The organism is Streptomyces sp. NBC_00582 (assembly GCF_036345155.1).
In the GTDB taxonomy this organism is placed as follows: domain Bacteria; phylum Actinomycetota; class Actinomycetes; order Streptomycetales; family Streptomycetaceae; genus Streptomyces.
This window is the reverse complement of sequence record NZ_CP107772.1, coordinates 2,094,298-2,111,625: the sequence shown is the minus strand read 5'-3', so window position 1 is coordinate 2,111,625 and position 17,328 is coordinate 2,094,298. Positions and strand designations below refer to the sequence as shown.

At 71.6% G+C, this 17,328-nt stretch carries 21 protein-coding genes; 9 read left to right on the top strand and 12 right to left on the bottom strand.

Annotation, left to right across the window (positions count from 1 at the left end):
• The first annotated feature begins 326 nt into the window (after window positions 1-326).
• Window positions 327-1,229: a metallophosphoesterase family protein gene (locus tag OG852_RS08990; protein ID WP_133913743.1), complete on the top strand. Its 903-nt coding sequence runs from the start codon at window positions 327-329 to the stop codon at window positions 1,227-1,229.
• Entirely contained in the window at window positions 1,226-1,915 is a 690-nt protein-coding gene (locus OG852_RS08985; RefSeq protein ID WP_330351421.1) for a 4'-phosphopantetheinyl transferase family protein, read from the top strand. Before OG852_RS08990 ends, OG852_RS08985 begins: the two co-directional genes overlap by 4 nt.
• 6 nt (window positions 1,916-1,921) lie before the next feature.
• On the opposite strand, the gene OG852_RS08980 is transcribed toward OG852_RS08985, so the two are convergent.
• Window positions 1,922-2,182: a hypothetical protein gene (locus tag OG852_RS08980; RefSeq protein WP_133913742.1), complete on the bottom strand. Its 261-nt coding sequence runs from the start codon at window positions 2,180-2,182 to the stop codon at window positions 1,922-1,924.
• Between the two features lie 219 nt (window positions 2,183-2,401).
• Between OG852_RS08980 and OG852_RS08975 the strand changes: the two genes are divergently transcribed.
• Window positions 2,402-3,442, top strand: a complete 1,041-nt coding sequence (locus tag OG852_RS08975; protein ID WP_133913741.1) for an alpha/beta fold hydrolase — start codon at window positions 2,402-2,404, stop codon at window positions 3,440-3,442.
• A gap of 16 nt (window positions 3,443-3,458) precedes the next feature.
• On the opposite strand, the gene OG852_RS08970 is transcribed toward OG852_RS08975, so the two are convergent.
• The 4 genes from OG852_RS08970 to OG852_RS08955 form a co-directional block, all read right to left on the bottom strand.
• Window positions 3,459-3,986: a toxin-antitoxin system, toxin component gene (locus tag OG852_RS08970; RefSeq protein ID WP_133913940.1), complete on the bottom strand. Its 528-nt coding sequence runs from the start codon at window positions 3,984-3,986 to the stop codon at window positions 3,459-3,461.
• Window positions 3,987-4,018: 32 nt separating this feature from the next.
• Window positions 4,019-4,669 (bottom strand): helix-turn-helix domain-containing protein, encoded by a 651-nt coding sequence (locus OG852_RS08965; RefSeq protein ID WP_133913939.1) that lies wholly within the window; start codon window positions 4,667-4,669, stop codon window positions 4,019-4,021.
• 225 nt (window positions 4,670-4,894) lie between these two features.
• On the bottom strand, window positions 4,895-5,680 hold the full coding sequence (locus tag OG852_RS08960; protein WP_330347543.1) for a cache domain-containing protein: 786 nt from the start codon (window positions 5,678-5,680) through the stop codon (window positions 4,895-4,897).
• Window positions 5,681-5,716: 36 nt separating this feature from the next.
• A complete protein-coding gene (locus OG852_RS08955) occupies window positions 5,717-6,457 on the bottom strand; it encodes a FadR/GntR family transcriptional regulator (RefSeq protein WP_133913740.1) in 741 nt (246 codons plus the stop codon).
• A gap of 122 nt (window positions 6,458-6,579) precedes the next feature.
• On the opposite strand from OG852_RS08955, the gene OG852_RS08950 reads away from it, so the two are divergent.
• The 4 genes from OG852_RS08950 to OG852_RS08935 are packed head-to-tail and all read left to right on the top strand — an operon-like array spanning window position 6,580 to window position 10,606.
• The gene (locus tag OG852_RS08950) at window positions 6,580-7,617 is read left to right on the top strand and encodes an ABC transporter ATP-binding protein (RefSeq protein ID WP_133913739.1); all 1,038 of its coding nucleotides are present in this window, start codon (window positions 6,580-6,582) and stop codon (window positions 7,615-7,617) included.
• 37 nt (window positions 7,618-7,654) lie between these two features.
• Entirely contained in the window at window positions 7,655-8,860 is a 1,206-nt protein-coding gene (locus OG852_RS08945; protein ID WP_133913738.1) for an ABC transporter substrate-binding protein, read from the top strand.
• A gap of 4 nt (window positions 8,861-8,864) precedes the next feature.
• On the top strand, window positions 8,865-9,773 hold the full coding sequence (locus OG852_RS08940) for an ABC transporter permease (RefSeq protein WP_133913737.1): 909 nt from the start codon (window positions 8,865-8,867) through the stop codon (window positions 9,771-9,773).
• A gap of 17 nt (window positions 9,774-9,790) precedes the next feature.
• Window positions 9,791-10,606: an ABC transporter permease gene (locus OG852_RS08935; RefSeq protein ID WP_133913736.1), complete on the top strand. Its 816-nt coding sequence runs from the start codon at window positions 9,791-9,793 to the stop codon at window positions 10,604-10,606.
• Here OG852_RS08935 and OG852_RS08930 read toward each other — a convergent pair.
• The 7 genes from OG852_RS08930 to OG852_RS08900 form a co-directional block, all read right to left on the bottom strand.
• Window positions 10,603-11,430 carry an ABC transporter ATP-binding protein gene (locus OG852_RS08930; RefSeq protein WP_133913735.1) on the bottom strand — a complete coding sequence of 276 codons (828 nt, stop codon included), beginning with the start codon at window positions 11,428-11,430 and terminating at the stop codon, window positions 10,603-10,605. The genes OG852_RS08935 and OG852_RS08930 overlap by 4 nt on opposite strands.
• 29 nt (window positions 11,431-11,459) lie before the next feature.
• Window positions 11,460-12,239 carry an ABC transporter permease gene (locus OG852_RS08925; RefSeq protein ID WP_133913734.1) on the bottom strand — a complete coding sequence of 260 codons (780 nt, stop codon included), beginning with the start codon at window positions 12,237-12,239 and terminating at the stop codon, window positions 11,460-11,462.
• Window positions 12,236-13,009: an ABC transporter permease gene (locus OG852_RS08920; protein WP_133913733.1), complete on the bottom strand. Its 774-nt coding sequence runs from the start codon at window positions 13,007-13,009 to the stop codon at window positions 12,236-12,238. The genes OG852_RS08925 and OG852_RS08920 overlap by 4 nt, the downstream gene beginning before the upstream one ends.
• Window positions 13,006-13,974 carry an ABC transporter substrate-binding protein gene (locus OG852_RS08915; protein ID WP_133913732.1) on the bottom strand — a complete coding sequence of 323 codons (969 nt, stop codon included), beginning with the start codon at window positions 13,972-13,974 and terminating at the stop codon, window positions 13,006-13,008. The genes OG852_RS08920 and OG852_RS08915 overlap by 4 nt, the downstream gene beginning before the upstream one ends.
• A 164-nt stretch (window positions 13,975-14,138) precedes the next feature.
• Window positions 14,139-15,077, bottom strand: coding sequence for a PDR/VanB family oxidoreductase (locus OG852_RS08910; protein ID WP_133913731.1), 939 nt, complete (start codon window positions 15,075-15,077; stop codon window positions 14,139-14,141).
• Window positions 15,074-15,247, bottom strand: coding sequence for a hypothetical protein (locus OG852_RS08905; RefSeq protein WP_166663584.1), 174 nt, complete (start codon window positions 15,245-15,247; stop codon window positions 15,074-15,076). The genes OG852_RS08910 and OG852_RS08905 overlap by 4 nt, the downstream gene beginning before the upstream one ends.
• A complete protein-coding gene (locus OG852_RS08900; RefSeq protein ID WP_133913730.1) occupies window positions 15,244-16,314 on the bottom strand; it encodes a Rieske 2Fe-2S domain-containing protein in 1,071 nt (356 codons plus the stop codon). The genes OG852_RS08905 and OG852_RS08900 overlap by 4 nt, the downstream gene beginning before the upstream one ends.
• A 155-nt stretch (window positions 16,315-16,469) precedes the next feature.
• Between OG852_RS08900 and OG852_RS08895 the strand changes: the two genes are divergently transcribed.
• Window positions 16,470-16,832: an ArsR/SmtB family transcription factor gene (locus OG852_RS08895; RefSeq protein WP_133913729.1), complete on the top strand. Its 363-nt coding sequence runs from the start codon at window positions 16,470-16,472 to the stop codon at window positions 16,830-16,832.
• Window positions 16,816-17,328: an SRPBCC family protein gene (locus OG852_RS08890; RefSeq protein WP_133913728.1), complete on the top strand. Its 513-nt coding sequence runs from the start codon at window positions 16,816-16,818 to the stop codon at window positions 17,326-17,328. Before OG852_RS08895 ends, OG852_RS08890 begins: the two co-directional genes overlap by 17 nt.

The following is a 17,328-nucleotide window of genomic DNA, read 5'->3' as shown; positions in this document are numbered from 1 at the left end:
GAGGCCGCCTTTCAGGGTTCGCGGGCAGGGCAAAGCAGGCCCGTGCCCGGGCAGGGGGATTGGAGGGTCACCAAACCGCCCTGCTGAAGGGACGTTCATGGCGGTGGTGTTGGGGCGATCATACGGCTTCCCGGCCGTGCCGCGTGCAACGCGCGTGTTACGGATTTTCTGATCTTGTTCACTGATGTCATTCCGTCCGGTAAGGAAGTGACCGCTCGGTAGCCGTATGGTGCACTTGTGTGACACGGCCGGGGCGGCCTTGTTCCGCGCCCGCGGATGTGCTGTCGTGGTGACCTTCGTGGGGCGGGTGGACGGAAGGACGCGAGGTGACGTCGACGGCCGGTGGCGCCGGGCAGGTACTGGCCATCAGTGATCTGCACATCGGCCATCCCGAGAACCGTGCCCTGGTGGAGCGGATGGCGCCGCAGACGGACGAGGACTGGCTGCTGGTGGCCGGGGACGTCTCGGAGAACGTGGCCGACATCGGCTGGGCGCTGAAGACCCTCGCCGGCCGCTTCCGCAAGGTCGTCTGGGTGCCGGGCAACCATGAGCTGTGGACCCATCCCTCCGACCCCGTCGCCCTGCGCGGCGTCGCCCGGTACGAACATCTGGTCGCCCTGTGCCGCGAGTTGGGCGTGGTCACGCCCGAGGACCCCTACCCCGTGTGGGAGGGCCCGGGCGGCCCGGTGGTCGTGGCGCCGCTGTTCCTGTTGTACGACTACTCGTTCCTGCCGGCCGGCTGCACGACCAAGGCGGAGGGTCTCGCGTACGCCGAGGGGACCGGCATCGTCTGCAACGACGAGTACCTGCTGCACCCCGACCCCTACCCGACCCGTGAGGCCTGGTGCCGGGCCCGGGTCGCCGAGACCGAACGCAGACTCGCCGAACTGCCGGACGATCTCCCCGTCGTCCCCGTCAACCACTATCCGCTGCACCGCCACCCGATGGACGTGCTGTGGCATCCCGAGTTCGCCATGTGGTGCGGCACGGAACTGACCGCCGACTGGCACCGCCGCTTCCGGGTCGCGACCATGGTCTTCGGCCATCTGCACATCCCGCGCACCACCTGGCACGAGGGCGTCCGCTTCGAAGAGGTGTCGGTGGGCTATCCACGGGAGTGGCGGCAGCGCGCACAGGCACCGGGCCGGCTGCGCCGTATCCTGCCCGCACCCTCCGAGGACACGGTCCTCACGTGGCGGGAACCGCGGGCGAAGGGCGAGGGCCGGTGATCGAGGAACTGCTGCCGGAGTCCGTGGTGGCCGTGGAGGCCTTCGGGGAGGAGGGCGTCCGGGAGTTCGGGGACGCGCCGCTGTACCCCGAGGAGGAGGCGCTCGTGGCGCGCGCCGTCGCCAAGCGGCGCCGGGAGTTCACCGTCGTACGCTCCTGCGCCCGGCGCGCGATGGAGAAGCTCGGCGTACCGCCGCAGCCGGTGCTGCCCGGGGAGCGCGGCGCACCGCAGTGGCCGGACGGTCTGACCGGCAGCATGACCCACTGCCAGGACTACGGCGCCGCCGCCCTGGTACGCGCCACCGATCTGGCCTCCCTCGGCATAGACGCCGAGCCCCACGAGCCGCTCCCCGAGGGCGTTCTGAAGGCCATCGCCCTGCCGGCCGAGCAGGAGCGGCTCGAACGGCTGGGCGCGGCGCGGCCGGAGGTCCACTGGGACCGGCTGCTGTTCAGCGCCAAGGAATCCGTCTACAAGGCGTGGTTCCCCCTCACCCGTAAGTGGCTGGATTTCAGCGAGGCCGACATCGACGTAGCGGCTGGACCGGACGGTCGGGCGCTCGGCACCTTCCGCGCCCGCCTCCTGGTGCCCGGACCGGTGGTCGGCGGCCACCGGCTCGGCCACTTCGACGGCACCTGGACGGTGCGCCGGGGTCTGGTGGCCACGGCGGTCGCCGTCCACCCCCGCTGAGACGGGTCACGGCGCCGGGCACCAGCTCTGCAGCAGGGCGAAGAACTCCTCCTCGTTGCCCGCGAGTCCCGCCTGAGCCAGCGCCCGGTCCGCCTCCGCCAGCACGGCGGGCGGGACCATCGGCGGCAGCCGGTCCTGCGGCGCGGGGGAGGCGCCGCCGCGCTCGGCGCCGAAGTCCTCGCCGAAGGCGGCCCGTACGGTGTGCAGCAGCCGGAGATAGGCCTGGACGGCGGTGCGCTCGCGGTCGGTCAGTACGGCAGTGGGCATCGGTCGGCTCTCCCCGTGTCGGCGTCGTCTCCCCGCGCCGCGGACGGCGCGTACGCCGCACTGCGACGGCGCACCCCCCAGCTTGCCGCCCACCACTGACAATCCGGTCGCTCCGCCCGCCGGTTCGCCCGCTTAGCGGAGGTGAAACCTCCCCGAAATCCCCTGGGGGAAACGTTCCCTACGCTGGGATGAAGCGCTTTCGGCCAGGGAGGAGCACGGGTGTTCGACATTCCGCCGCGCCGCCCGGCGCGCGCCGTCCGGCCGGGTTCGCGACCGCGTGCGGTGGGCGGTCCGGAGGCGGCTCTCCAGTACCGGGTCGTGCACGGCCACCGGCGCGCCTTCCGCATGGCCGGCGAGGGCCCCGCCCTGGTCCTCGTCCACGGCATCGGGGACTCCTCGGACACCTGGGCGGAGCTGATCCCCGGCCTCGCCCGCACCCACACCGTCGTCGCCCCCGACCTTCTCGGCCACGGCGCCTCCGACAAGCCCCGCGCCGACTACTCGGTCGCCGCGTACGCCAACGGGCTGCGCGATCTGCTGACCACGCTCGGCATCGAGTCGGCGACCCTCGTGGGGCACTCGCTCGGCGGGGGAGTGGCGATGCAGTTCGCCTACCAGTTCCCCGAGCGCACCGAACGGCTCGTCCTCGTCAGCGCCGGCGGAGTCGGCCGCGAGGTCACCCCTGCCCTGCGGCTGGTCTCCCTGCCCGGCGCCCACCTGGCCCTGAGCGCACTGCGGTTGCCCGGCATGCGCCTCCAAGTCGAGCTAGCCGTCGGGCTGATGAAACTGCTGGACACCGATCTCGGCCAGGACGCGCCCGACTTGCTGCACCTCGTCGACGCCCTGCCCGACGCCACCTCCCGCAACGCCTTCATCCGCACCCTGCGCGCGGTCGTCGACTGGCGCGGGCAGGTGGTGACCATGCTCGACCGCTGTTATCTGACCGCCGGGATGCCCACCCTGCTGCTGTGGGGCGACCGGGACAGCGTGGTGCCGGTGCGGCACGCGTACGGTGCCCACGAGGCCATGCCGGGGAGCCGGCTGGAGATCTTCGAGGGCGCCGGCCACTTCCCGTTCCACACCGACCCGGCCCGATTCCTCGCCCTGGTCGAGGAGTTCACGCGCACCACCGCCCCGGCCGGCTGGAGCCGCGAGCACTGGCGCCGCCTGCTGCGCGAGGGCCGCCCGCAGGGATCGGCGGGCCTGTCCGGGGAGACCGTGCGGGAACTGCGGGAGGCGAGCCGGCGCAGCGCGACCTGACCGTCGTACCGAGCGGTCAGTTCTTCGGGCCCAGGTAGCCCAGGGACGCCTCGATACGGCCCGCCAGGTCGTCGCGGCCGCGGCCGCGCGGGGACGAACCGGCCAGCCACGCACGGCACTTGCTGGCGAGGAGCAGGCCGAAGCTCTCGGCCTCCTTCTCGTCGGACTGGTCGAAGCGGGTGCGGGCGGCGACCCTGCGGACCGTCGCCTGGAGGTCGGCGCCGTCGGTGAGTAAACGGGCCGCGACCGAGGCGCCCTCGACGTGATGACCGCAGTGGCCCGCGTTCATGTGCCACAGTTCGTGCCCGAGGATCACCAACTGGTGGTCGGGCGCGGTGCGTTCCTCGATGACGACGAGGTCCTGGTCGGCCATGTCGAGCCACAGCCCGCTCGCCGTGTCGGTCGGGAAGGCCGCCGTACGGAAGTGGACGGGCCGGCCCCGGCGTCTGCTCATGCCGGCGCACAGCGCGGTGTACAGGTCGGCCGGCGCGGCGGGCGTCGGCAGGGTCAGTTCGGAGACGAGTTCGCCGCACAGGCGGCGCATTTCCCTGGCGATGCCCACTCTTCTCCCCCGGATCACGACTCGGGCCGCTTCACGCTCTCCAGGAGCATGTCCAGCCACTCCGCGACCTTGTCCCGGTGCTGGTCGGTGGGCAGCTGCGCCGCCCGCCAGGCGATCCCGCGCACACCGTGGTCCTGCAGCAGCCGCTCCAGCGGGTCCTCGGCGGCCGCGGCAGCCTCTCGTGCGGCGAGCTTCTGCAGCAGTTCCTGTTCGGTGTGCTGCAGGGCGCCCGCGAGGGCCTCGGGGTCCTCCGCCGTCAGGAAGCCGGCGTGCACCCGGAAGAACCGCTGGATCGCGTCGCAGTGCTCCATCGTGGGACGGCGGTCGCCGTTGATGAGGGCGCCCGCCTGCTGCCGCGACATGCCTGCGCCGTCGGCGATCTCCTGCTGGGTGTAGCGGCGGCCGTTCGGTTTCAGCCGGGTGCGCCGCAGCAGGTCCAGGCGCTGCAGGAAGCGGGCCTGGACGTCCGGCTCGCCCGCCGGGCGGCCGCTCAGCAGGGCCCTGACCACGGACTCGGGGACACCGGAGGCGACGGACAGCCGTGCGGTGTCGAAGACCTCCGCGTGCGGCACGCCGAGCCGGTCGGCCGTCACGGCGACACGGGCGACCACGGCCGACAGCGGCACCGTCGCCGTGGCGCCCGGAACCTCGAAGCCATCCGACACCGACAGGTCTCCTACGTCTCTCACGTCCCTCTCACCGGCACAGACCCGCCGCACTGGCGATCGCCGTGAACTGCGTGGAGAGTAGCCGGTTTTTCGAACTCACATCCAGGTCTCGCCACAACTGTGGCCAATTTCAGCCGTCCGGGAGCAGGGAATGCCACGATTGTTGGCGTCCTGCCCGCTCGGCGGCCGCTCCCGATGCCGTACGGCGGTGCCGGGCCCCGCTCAGCGGCGCCCGGCCGTCACCAGAACCAGTGGCACGCGCCCGCAGGGCAGCAGCAGCCGCCCCTCGCACCCGGTGGGCCGGCCCTCCTCCAGTACCGCCGCGAAGTCCGGCCCCTTGGCCAGCGAGCCCGCCGGCCGTCCCGGGTCGGCCGACGCGGCCACCCGCCCGCGGGCGTTCACCAGGTAGGCGGGCCCGGGCAGCGTCCGCAGCAGCGGCAGGACGGCGGCCTCGAGGTGCCGCAGGTACACGTCCGCCGCGGCCACGCCCAGGAACCGGCCCCCGGCCCGGACCGGTGCGGACAGGGTCAGGCTGTACTCGTCCGAGCAGAGGTAGTCCACGTACGGTCCGGCCACCGCCCGCCGCCCGGTCTCGCGGGGCAGCGCGAACCAGTCCCAGTGGGTGTAGTCCGCGTACGCCGACCGGCCCGGATCGAGGTCCGGCAGCAGCGGCCGTACGCCGCCGTCCGTGCCCGTCTGCCACCACTCCAGCCACGCCGGTACGTCCCCCAGCAGGCCCGGCGCGGCGACGAAGCCGATCCCCGACACCAACTCCTCGCGGGCCAGGCGCAGATGGAGCCCCGGACGCAGGGCGGCCAGATCGGCGGTGGCGGGCCGGCGGCCCTCGGCGGCCACCCGGTCGAGGAGGGCCGCCGTCTCGGCGCGGGTCGCGGCGACGGCGGCGAACACCGCCTCCAGGGCGGCGCCCACCCGGGCCGCTACCCGTTCCCCGTCGGACGCGCCGACCGGTTCCGCCGACGCGCCCACGGCTGCGGGGCTGCTGCTCATGGCACCCTCCAGCGGCCGTGACCGGACGCGGTGCCGCTACAGGGCCAGGCGCAGGGCGACGAGCCGCGCCGTCGACTCCCGTACGCACCGCTCGGCCAGTGCTCCGGCCGATTCGTGCGACCCATCCTGCACGGCGCAGATCACGGAGCGGTGACGGTCCGCGACTTCTTCACGGTATGCGTCGTCGGTGAACACGAGACACAGCAGAGCCCCCATCTCCGTCTGCAGGGCGACCTGTTCGCGGGTCAGCCGGGCCGACTGCGCGGCCGCGGCCAGTTCCACATGGAAGCGGCCGTACATCCGGCTGCGGGCGGCCGCGTCCTGAGCCCGCGTCAGTTCCTCGACCGTGCGGCGCAGGGGGAGCAGGTCGTCGGGTTCGGTGCGGTCGGCGGCGAGGCGGGCGGCGGCACCGGACAGGGCGGCCCAGTGGTCGCCGAGGTCGCGCAGCTCCTCGGTGCTCCAGCCGCGCAGCCGGCCCCTGAGCCGTTCCTCGGCGGGGCGCTCGGGCAGGGAGACGAAGCTGCCGCCGCCGCGCCCCCGGCGGGTGGTGACCAGACCCTGCTGGCGCAGCGCCATGAGCGCCTCCCGCAGCGTCACCGTGGAGACCCCGAGCTGTCCCGCGAGTGCGGTCTCGCCGGGCAACTGCTCGCCGTCGGCGAGGAGGCCGAGGTCGATGGCGTCACCCAGTCGGCGCACCACGGCCTCCACTCGCGCCCCGCTGTCGACGGGCGCGAAGATGGCTCTGCGGGTTCCGGCACCCGTCTGCTGCTCCCTCACGGCCACCACCTCGTGCGTTGACTCAAGCTTTACCCTAAGGGGGACTTGAGCTTTGAACTATGGCTTCATATGTTTTCTGTTCGACAGGTCAACGCCCTGACGCGCCAGAAAGGTTCCCGCCCATGGAGGGGAGTGCGATCCGGCTGCAGGACCTGCGGAAGTCGTTCGGTGAGACGACCGCGGTGGCCGGCGTCGATCTGGACATCCGGGACGGGGAGTTCTTCTCGATGCTCGGCCCCTCCGGTTCGGGCAAGACGACCGTGCTCCGGCTGATCGCCGGCTTCGAGACACCGGACCGGGGGCGGATCGAGCTCGCCGGGCAGGAGGTCACCGGTCTGGCCCCCTTCGAGCGGGACGTCCACACCGTCTTCCAGGACTACGCCCTCTTCCCCCACATGAGCGTCGAACAGAACGTCGCCTACCCCTTGCGGATCCGCCGGGTGCCCAAGGCGGAACGGCTGGTCAGGGCCCGCAAGGCGCTCACCGAGGTCCGCCTGGAGGGCTTCGGCCGGCGGCGTCCCGCGCAGCTCTCCGGCGGCCAGCGCCAGCGGGTCGCCCTCGCCCGGGCGCTCGTCGGCCGCCCCCGGGTGCTGCTGCTCGACGAGCCGCTCGGCGCCCTGGACCTCACACTGCGGGAGCAGATGCAGGTGGAGCTGAAGGACCTCCAGCGCGAGGTCGGCATCACCTTCGTCTTCGTCACCCACGACCAGCAGGAGGCCCTGACGATGAGCGACCGCATCGCCGTCTTCCACGAGGGCCGCGTCGAACAGGTCGGCACCCCGGCCGAGATCTACGAACGCCCCGCGAGCCCCTTCGTCGCCTCCTTCGTCGGCATCTCCAACCTGCTGCAGGGCGAGTCCGCCCACCGGATCGTCGGCACCCCCGGCACCTACAGCATCCGCCCCGAGAAGATCCGGGTCCTACAGGAGTCCGCCGCGGCCGAGGAGCCCGGCCACGCCTCCGCCGCCGGCCGCGTCGCCGAGGTCGTCTATCTGGGTGACGTCACCCGCTTTCTCGTCGACCTCGACGAGGGCGGCCGCCTCACCGCCCTGCAACAGAACCTGGAGACCTCCTCCGAGGACGTCGCCGCCTACCGCGGCGCCCGGGTGCGGCTGCGGTGGCACCACCGGCACGCCGTCGCGGTACCGGACACCCGCTGACCCTCCCCCCGCAAGGCCCTCACCCCGGGAGTACGCCGTGCGCATCACCAGAACCCTGAAGGTCGCGGCCGCCGCCGCGGCGCTGTTCGTCGCCGCCGGAGCCTGCGGCACCTCCGAGGCCGGCGACGGCGCGGCGGCCACCTCCGGACTCAACCCCCCGGACCGCGCCACGCCCACCGCCCTCGGCAAGGGCGAAGGCCAGGTCAACCTGATCGCCTGGGCCGGCTATGTCGAGGACGGCTCGAACGACCCGAAGGCCGACTGGGTGTCCGACTTCGAGAAACAGACCGGCTGCAAGGTCAACTCCAAGGTCGCCGCCAGCTCCGACGAGATGGTCAAGCTGATGAAGACCGGCGAGTACGACGCCGTCTCCGCCTCCGGGGACGCCTCCCTGCGCCTGATCGCCTCCGGAGACGCGGCCCCCGTCAACACCGACCTCGTCCCGAACTACGAGGACGTCTTCGACGGCCTGAAGGACGGGTCCTGGAACTCCGTCGACGGCCAGATGTACGGCATCCCGCACGGCCGCGGCGCCAACCTGCTGATGTACAACACCGAGAAGGTCACCCCGGCCCCCACCTCGTGGTCCGCCGTCTTCGACGACGCCGGGAAGTACAAGGGGCACGTCACCGCCTACGACTCGCCGATCTACATCGCCGACGCCGCGCTGTACCTGAAGGCGACCCAGCCCGACCTGGGCATCAAGGACCCCTACGCACTCGACCAGAAGCAGTTCGACGCCGCCGTGGCGCTGCTGAAGAAGCAGAACGCGAACATCGGCGAGTACTGGAGCGACTACCTCAAGGAGATCTCCGCCTTCAAGAGCGGCGACTCGGTGGTCGGCACCACCTGGCAGGTCATCGCCAACCTCGCCGCCGACGAGGGCGCCAAGGTCAAGGCCTTCGTGCCGAAGGAGGGCTCGACCGGGTGGTCCGACACCTGGATGGTGTATGCGAAAGCCAAGCACCCGAATTGTGCATACAAGTGGCTCGACTGGATCGTCTCTCCCCGGGTCAACGCCCAGGTCGCCGAGTACTTCGGCGAGGCGCCCGCCAACTCCAAGGCCTGCGACCTGACCAGCGACAAGAACTTCTGCACCGTCTACCACGCGAGCGACGAGGACTACTGGAAGCGCATCGCGTTCTGGAACACCCCGATCGAGCAGTGCCTCGACGGGCGGACGGACGTCACCTGCGTGCCGTACGCCAAATGGGTGCAGGCCTGGACCGAGATCAAGGGCTGAGCGGATGACCGCCGTCGAGGAGGCCGCCGGCCGGGGCGGTCGCGGCGAGCGCGGAGCCGTCCGGCGGCTGGCCGGGGCCCTGCACCGCCACCCCAGGCTGCGGCTGGCCCTGCTGCTGACCGCGCCGCTGCTGTGGCTGGCGGTGCTCTACCTCGGCTCGCTGACCGTGCTGTTCGTCTCCGCGTTCTGGACGACGGACGCCTTCACCTCCCAGGTGGTGCGGGTCTGGTCGACCGACAACTTCCACGAGCTGCTCACCACCCCCGTCTACCGGCAGGTGGTCCTGCGCAGCGTCGGGGTGGCCCTGGCGGTGACCGCCCTGTGCGTGGTGATCGCCTTCCCCGTCGCGTTCTACACGGCGCGGGTCGCAAGGCCCAGGTGGCGTCCGCTGCTCGTGGTCGCCATCCTCACCCCGCTGTGGGCGAGCTACCTGGTCAAGGTGTACGCCTGGCGGCTGATCCTCTCCGAGGGCGGGCTCGCCGACTGGACGCTGCGGCCGTTCGGCCTGGGCGGACCCGGGTTCGGGCTGGCCGCGGCGATCCTGACCCTGACGTACCTCTGGCTGCCGTACATGATCCTGCCGATCCACACCGCCCTGGAGCAGCTTCCCGTGAACCTGCTCGACGCCTCGGCGGACCTGGGCGCCCGTACCTGGCGCACCGTCCGGTCGGTGGTGCTGCCGCTGGTGCTGCCCTCCGTCGCCGCCGGGTCGGTCTTCACCTTCTCGCTCAGCCTCGGCGACTACATCACCGTGCAGATCGTCGGCGGCAAGACCCAGCTGATCGGCAACCTCGTCTACTCCAACATCGAGCTGAACCTGCCGATGGCCGCCGCGCTCGCCACCGTCCCGGTGGTGGTCATCGTGCTGTACCTGCTCGCGATGCGCCGCACGGGCGCCCTCAGCAGCCTCTAGGAAGGGACGGGTACGTCATGCGGCTCTCCCGCACCGCGCGGATCGTGCTGCGCGTCGCCGCCGGCCTCGGCTTCGCGGTGATCTACGTCCCGCTGCTGCTGGTCCTCGTCAACTCGCTGAACCCGGACCGCAGCGCGAGCTGGCCGCCGCCGGGCCTGACCGTCCACTGGTGGTCGGTCGCCTGGCACAACACCGGCGCGCGCGAGGCGGTGTGGACCTCGGTGAAGGCGGGCCTCGGCGCGACCGCCATCGCGCTGGTCCTCGGCACGCTGATCGCGTTCGCCGTCGCCCGCCACCGGTTCTTCGGCCGGGACGCCGTCTCCTTCGTCGTCGTCCTGCCGATCGCGCTGCCCGGCATCGTCACGGGCATCGCGCTCAACTCCGCGTTCGGCACGGTGCTGGAGCCGCTCGGGGTGGGGCTGGGCCTGTTCACGGTGGTGGTCGGTCACGCCACCTTCTGCATCGTCGTCGTCTTCAACAACGTGGCCGCCCGGCTCCGCCGCACCTCCGGCAGTTACGAGGAGGCGGCGATGGACCTCGGCGCGCACACCTTCCGGGCCTTCGTCGACATCACCTTCCCGCTGGTGCGCTCGGCGCTCCTCGCGGGCGGACTGCTCGCCTTCGCGCTGTCCTTCGACGAGATCGTGGTGACCACGTTCACCGCGGGCGCCGGCGTGCGGACCCTGCCCCTGTGGATCTTCGACAACATGACCAGACCGCAGCAGGCCCCGGTGGTGAACGTGGTGGCGGCGGTGCTCGTCCTGCTCTCCGTGATCCCGATCTACGTCGCCCAGCGCCTGTCGGCCGACACGGCGACCGAGAGCCGGATCTAGGGGTCCTTGCGCAGCGCGTCCCGGGGCTCGGGCGGCGAGTCCGCGGGGGTGCCGCGTTTGGCGGCCTGGATCTGCTCGTACACATGGGTGCGCAGCTCGGCGAAGCGGGGGGCGACGCGGGTGTGCAACTGGTCGCGCTCCGCGGGGAGATCGATCGTCAGCTGTTCCCGGACGACGGTGGGGGAGGCCGACAGGACGATCACCCGCTCGCCCAGGTAGACCGCCTCGTCGATGTCGTGCGTGACGAACAGGACGGTGATGCCGCGCTCGCGCCACAGGCCCCGGACGAGGTCCTCCAGGTCGGCCCGGGTCTGGGCGTCCACGGCGGCGAACGGCTCGTCCATCAGGAGGACTTGGGGCTCGTAGGCGAGGGCCCGCGCGATCGCCACGCGCTGCTGCATCCCCCCGGAGAGCTGCCACGGGTACGCCCCGGCGGCGTCCGCCAGCCCGACCGAGGCCAGTGCGTCGGCCACCAGCGCCCGCCGCCGCTCCTTCGGCAACCCCTTCTGCTTCAGGGGGAGTTCGACGTTCGCGCCGACCCGCATCCAAGGGAAGAGACTGCGCCCGTACTCCTGGAACACGAACGCCATCCCGGGCGGCGGACCGGTCACCTTCCGTCCCGCCAGCAGGACGTCGCCGGAGGTCGGGGCGAGCAGGCCGCCCATGCACTTCAGCAGGGTCGTCTTGCCGCAGCCCGACGGGCCCACGAGACAGACGAGTTCGCCCGCCTCCACGGTGAAGGTCAGGTCGCGCACCGCCTCCACCCGGCGCCCGGACCCCTCGTAGACCTTGCGCAGGCCGGAGACGACAAGAGTTCCGTGCATGGACCGCCCTTTCACGAGGGGCGCGGGGGTCACGGGGACCGCCGCGTGGAGGCGCGCAGACCGTGGTACCAGCCGAGCACCCGCCGCTCGATGGCCTGGAACAGGACCGACAAGGCGAAACCGAGCAGGCCGAGCAGCAGGATCCCGGTCCACATGTCGGGGATGGCGAAGCTGCGTTGGAACTGCACGATGGTGAAGCCGAGGCCGTTGCTCGCGGCGAACATCTCGCTGATCACCATCAGGATGATCCCGATCGACAGCGCCTGCCGCAGGCCCGCGAAGATCTGCGGGCTCGCCGACGGCAGGACCACCGAGCGAAGCCGCGCGACCCCCGTGATGCCGTACGACCGGGCCGTCTCCGCCATCACCGGGTCCACCGCCCGTACGCCCTCGACGGTGTTGAGCAGGACGGGCCACACACAGCCGCTCGCGATGACGACCACCTTCATGGTGTCGCCGATCCCCGCGAACAGCATGATCACCGGGACCAGCACCGGCGGCGGCACCGCCCGCAGGAACTCCAGCACCGGTTCGCACACCGCCCGCACCCACCGGTACGAGCCGATCACCGTGCCCAGCCCGATCCCGACGACGGCCGCCGTGGCGTACCCGCCGGCGAGCCGCAGCACGCTCGGCCGGACGTCCGCGCGCAGCCGCTCGCCGGTCCACACGTCCGGGAAGGACGTCAGGATCGTGCGCAGCGGCGGCCAGTACACGTTCGTGCTGCCGTCCGACGCCAGCCACCACACCGTGATCAGCACGGCCGGCAGCGCGAGGGAGAACAGCAGCCGCAGCAGCAGCCGTCTCACACCGCCACCTCCCCGCGCACCGACTGGTGCCAGGCCAGCGCCCGCCGCTCCACCGTCCGGGCACCCACGTTGATCAGCAGCCCGAGGACGCCGGTGACGACGATCAGCGCGTACATCTCGGGCACCGCCTGCGAGGTCTGCGCGACGGCGATCCGCGCCCCCAACCCGGGTGCGCCGATGACGAGTTCGGCGGTGATGGCGAGGATCAGCGCGACGGCCGCGGCGAGTCGGACGCCGGTCATGACGTACGGCAGCGCGGTCGGCCACAGCACGTGCCGGATCCGGGCCCAGGCGCCGAGGCCGTAGGACCGTGCCGTCTCCTCGGCGACCGGGTCCACGTCCTGGATGCCGTACAGGACCTGGATGAGGACCTGCCAGAACGCGGCGTAGACGACGAGCAGCAGCACCGAGCGCAGTTCGGTGCCGTACAGCAGGACGGCCAGCGGGATCAGGGCGACGGACGGGATGGGGCGCAGGAACTCGATCGTGGAGGCCGTCGCCCGGCGCAGGTACGGCACGACCGAGAGCAGGACGCCCGCCGCGATGCCCGCGGCGACCGCGAGCGCGAGGCCCAGCGCCCAGCCGGTGAGGGTGTCGCCGAGCGCGGTCCAGAACGCGCCCTCGGCGAGCTCGTCGCCGAGGGCGCCGGCGATCCGGCTGGTGGGCGGGAAGTAGGCCTCCTTGACCAGGCCGAGCCGCGGCACCGCCTCGCCCAGGGCGAGGAAGGCCGCGAGCCCGGCCGCACCGAGTGCGAGGTCGCGGCCCCTCACGGCAGCAGCTTGTCCAGGTCAGGAGTCGTCTTGAACAGCTTGTCCCGCTCGCCCAGCTTCTCCAGCGCCTCGATGGAGGCCCGGTCGGCCTCGGCCGGCCACTTCGGCAGGGTGACCCGCGCCAGCACCGACGCCGGGATCTTGGTGTACGTGGTGACGATCTGCCGCACCTCGTCGGGGTGGGAGTCGGCGTAGGCGAGGGACTCCGCCGTGGCCTCCTGGAACTTCTTCACCACCTCGGGGCTCTTCTGCTCGTACGGCGTGGAGGTGAAGTACATGGCGACGGTGAGGTTCGGCGCCACGTCCACCAGCGGGGAGGCGATCTCCACCCCGCCCTGGCTCTTGACGGTCGCGAGCGCCGGCTCGACCACCATCGCCGCGTCGATCTGCCCGCTGTCCAGGGCCGCCGGCATCTGGTCGAAGGCGAGTTCCACGAACCGCACCTTGTCCGGGTCGCCGCCCGCCTTGCGCACCGACGCGCGCACCGCGGTCTCGTTGATGTTCTTCAGGGTGTTGATGGCGACCTTCTTGCCCTCCAGGTCCTTGGCGGACGTGATCGGGCTGCCCTTCTTCACGGTGAGCGCCCCGAAGTCCTCGCCCTGGACGCCTGTTGAGGTGGTGCCGTTCGAAACGGCCTTCACGGGAACGTTGTTGGACTGGGCGACCATCAGGGACGTCATGTTGCTGAAGCCGAACTGGAACTGGCCGCTGACGACCCCGGGCACGATGGCCGCGCCGCCCTGCGCGGTGGTGATCGACAGCTTCAGGCCGTGCTTCTCGTAGAAACCCTTCCTCACGCCGAGGTAGACGGGTGCCACGTCCACGATCGGGATCAGGCCCAGTTTGACGGTCGTGACCCCGCCGGACGACGAACTCCCGCCGGACGAACCGGAGTCGGACGAGCCGCAGGCCGCCGTGGCGAGCAGGAAGGTGCCGGCCGCGAGACCGGCGAACAGACGACGCATGGCTCCCCCTGTGCAGAGACAACGGTGTTCCGACAGGCTGTGCGTGCACCGCACAGTAGTGCTCAACTGGCGTGCAGGGAACGTAGATCGTGCCGTCCGGCGGGGTCAATGGTTTTGGCTGACGAAATTGTTGACAGTTCGGGGGTGTCTTTCTGCCGGGGCTCTCAGAGGTCCAGCACGAGTTTCTTGCCCCGGCAGCGCGACACACAGATCATCATCGTCTCCCCGGCCTCCCGCTCCTGGGCCGTGAGCACGGAGTCCCGGTGGTCCGGTGTGCCCTCCAGCACGTCCGTCTCGCAGGTGCCGCAGGTGCCCTCGGCGCAGGAGTACAGCACCTCGACCCCGGCGGCGCGCACGGTGTCGAGGACGGAGACGCCGGGCGCGACGGTCAGCGTACGGCCGCTCTGCGCCAGCTCCACCTCGAACGCGCCGTCCTCGCCCGTCGGTTGCGCCTTGGGCTGGAACCGCTCGATGTGCAGCGCCCCGGCCGGGCAGCGCTCCTCCACCGCGTCCAGCAGCGGACCGGGGCCGCAGCAGTAGACCAACGTCCCCTCGGGCAGGGCGTCCAGCACCGGCGCGAGGTCGAGCAGCCCGGTCTCGTCCTGCGGGGCGACGGTCACCCGGTCGCCGTAGCGCGCCAACTCCTCCGTGAACGCCATGGATCCACGGCTGCGCCCGCCGTACAGCAGGGTCCACTCGGCGCCCGCCGCCTCGGCCGCCGCCAGCATCGGCAGGACCGGGGTGATGCCGATGCCGCCCGCGATGAAGCGGTACCGGGGCGCCGGGCGCAGGGCGAAGTGGTTGCGCGGGCCGCGCACCCGCACCTTGTCGCCCTGCCCCACCTGCTCGTGCACATGGGCGGAGCCGCCCCGTCCGTCCGGCTCCCGCAGCACCGCCACCCGCCACGACGTGACGTCCGCCGGGTCGCCGCACAGCGAGTACTGACGCTCCAGACCCGGACCGAGGACCAGGTCGACGTGGGCGCCGGGCTCCCAGGCCGGGAGCGGCTCGCCCAGCGGGTGGCGCAGGGTGAGGGCGAGCACGCCGTCGGCGGCCGACTCGCGGCGCTCGACGACGAGTTCGGCCTCGTACACGTCGGTCATGATGCGTTTCCTCGCGGTTCGTGTCCTTCGGGGTGGCCGAGCATCCACTCCCACATCTCGACCGGGTCCTGCGCGGAGTGCTCGGCGCCGCAGTGACAGGTGCCGTGCAGCACATCGGTGCCCGGCAGCCAGTCGATGCGGTAGATCTCGCCCGTCGCGCCGGTGCTCACAGGACCTTCTCCACCGGCTTGTCGCCCTCCTCGACCAGCCGGGCGAGGATACGGCGGGCGGCCAGACCGCCCGTGTCGATGTTGATGCTCAGCTCCTGGTAGCCGGAGCGTTCCGAACCCAGCGTCCGCTGCAGGAGGTTGAGCGCGTCGACGTCCTGCATGACCACGGTGTGGTTGTTGCTCCGCAGGAACGCGGTGACCTCGTCGTCGTCCGTCGCCCAGTCCCGCGAGACCATCCAGAAGTCGTACACCTTGCCGTCGGCCGAGGGCGTGATGGCGTACGTGATCTCGGTGTGGAAGCCGTGGGGGTCGCTGCCGTCCGCCTCCGGCAGTACCCCCACCGGCGCGATCCGGCTGTGCAGCAGATACAGGCAGGGGGCGTGGTACTCGATGTCCTGCCAGCGGGTGATGCGGCCCTCGATGCCGGTGGAACGGGCGTAGAACGGCGGGCACTCGGCGTCGGCCATGTGCCGGCTGACCCGGACGATGCCCGCGCCCTCGTCGACCTCGGTGGTGATCGGCGTCTCCGCGACCTCGGGAGTGCCGATGTAGCCGCCGTGCAGATACGTCTCGTGCGAGAGGTCGAGGAGGTTGTCGACGAGGAGGCCGTAGTCGGCGTCGATGGGCTCCATGCCGCGGACGGTCGTCCAGCCGGGGGAGTCGAGGTGACGGGCGCGCGGGATCGTCTGCGGGTCGGCGAGCGCCGGGTCGCCGATCCACACCCACACCAGGGAGTCCTGTTCGACGACCGGGTAGGAGGCGACGCGGGCGGTGCGCGGGACGCGCTTCTGGCCCGGCACGTACACACAGGTGCCGCTCGTGTCGTAGGTGAAGCCGTGGTAGCCGCACACGATCCGGTCGCCGTCGAGCCGGCTCGGCTTCTCGTGCAGCGGGAAGCGGCGGTGCACACAGCGGTCGGCCAGCGCGACCGGGGTCCCCTCCTCCGTGCGGTAGAAGACCAGCGGCTCGCCGAGGATGGTCCGGCCGAGCAACTCCTCGCGTCCGACCTCGTGGTCGTAGGCGGCGACGTACCACTGGTTCCTGGCGAAGGCGGTCGTGTGCGGCATGGCTGCGGCTCCCGTCGTTGGGTGGTGGCGACATCGTCCGGAAGGGCGTCACAGCGCCGCAACACCTCTTCCGCCTCACGGAAGGGGGTCAGGAAACCGCCTGTTCGGGGGAGTGGTCGCGTTGACACATTCCGATATGGGCATACGATGGGGTCATGGCACGAGCGGCGACGACCTCGGACGCGTTCAACGCGATCGCCGAGCCGCAGCGGCGGGAGATCCTGGTGCTGCTGCGGGGCGGTGAGCGGCCCGTGACCGAACTGGCGCGGGACCTGGGGATGACCCAGCCGCAGGCGTCCAAGCACCTGAGGGTGCTCCGCGAGGTCGGGCTGGTGCGGGTCCGCGGGGCGGGCAGGCAGCGGCTGTACGGCCTGGACGCCCGCGGGCTGCGGCCGGTCCACGAGTGGGTGGGCGGCTTCGAGGGGTTCTGGAACGAGAGCTTCGACCGGCTGGACGCGTACGTGCAGGAGTTGAGGCGGACGAGGCAGGAGGGACCACACGATGGCGACGACCGGTAGCGGCGGCGAGGCCGCGCACACGACCGCGGACCGGGAGATCGTGGTCTCCCGGGCCATCGGCGCCCCACGGGAGCTGGTGTTCGAGGCGTTCACCGAGGTCCGGCACCTGTCGCGGTGGTGGGGGCCGGAAGGGTTCACCACCACGACGCGGTCCTTCGCGTTCCACGCGGGCGGGACCTGGGACTTCGTGATGCACGGGCCGGACGGGACCGACTACCAGGAGTGGATCACCTGGACCGAGATCGTCCCGCCGGAGCGGATCACGCTGGTGCACGGCGAGTCCCGCGACGACCCCCACGCCTTCGAGTCGGTCCTGACCTTCGAGCCGGTCGGCGAGGAGACCCGCGTCGTGATGCGCGCGGTCTTCCCCACCAGGGAACTGCGCGACGAGGCGGTGGAGAAGTACCACGCGGTCGAGGGCGGCGAGCAGACGCTGCGCAACCTGGCGGTCTACGTCGGCGCACTCGAACGCGACGACCGCACCGAAGGGAGCTGA

Coding starts and splice junctions, on each gene's coding strand:
- OG852_RS08980 (WP_133913742.1), bottom strand. CDS start 2,182: ATGCCCACTGCCGTACTGACCGACCGCGAGCGCACCGCCGTCCAGGCC.
- OG852_RS08970 (WP_133913940.1), bottom strand. CDS start 3,986: ATGCGCCGCCTGTGCGGCGAACTCGTCTCCGAACTGACCCTGCCGACG.
- OG852_RS08960 (WP_330347543.1), bottom strand. CDS start 5,680: ATGAGCAGCAGCCCCGCAGCCGTGGGCGCGTCGGCGGAACCGGTCGGC.
- OG852_RS08950 (WP_133913739.1), top strand. CDS start 6,580: ATGGAGGGGAGTGCGATCCGGCTGCAGGACCTGCGGAAGTCGTTCGGT.
- OG852_RS08940 (WP_133913737.1), top strand. CDS start 8,865: ATGACCGCCGTCGAGGAGGCCGCCGGCCGGGGCGGTCGCGGCGAGCGC.
- OG852_RS08935 (WP_133913736.1), top strand. CDS start 9,791: ATGCGGCTCTCCCGCACCGCGCGGATCGTGCTGCGCGTCGCCGCCGGC.
- OG852_RS08930 (WP_133913735.1), bottom strand. CDS start 11,430: ATGCACGGAACTCTTGTCGTCTCCGGCCTGCGCAAGGTCTACGAGGGG.
- OG852_RS08915 (WP_133913732.1), bottom strand. CDS start 13,974: ATGCGTCGTCTGTTCGCCGGTCTCGCGGCCGGCACCTTCCTGCTCGCC.
- OG852_RS08910 (WP_133913731.1), bottom strand. CDS start 15,077: ATGACCGACGTGTACGAGGCCGAACTCGTCGTCGAGCGCCGCGAGTCG.
- OG852_RS08900 (WP_133913730.1), bottom strand. CDS start 16,314: ATGCCGCACACGACCGCCTTCGCCAGGAACCAGTGGTACGTCGCCGCC.
- OG852_RS08895 (WP_133913729.1), top strand. CDS start 16,470: ATGGCACGAGCGGCGACGACCTCGGACGCGTTCAACGCGATCGCCGAG.
- OG852_RS08890 (WP_133913728.1), top strand. CDS start 16,816: ATGGCGACGACCGGTAGCGGCGGCGAGGCCGCGCACACGACCGCGGAC.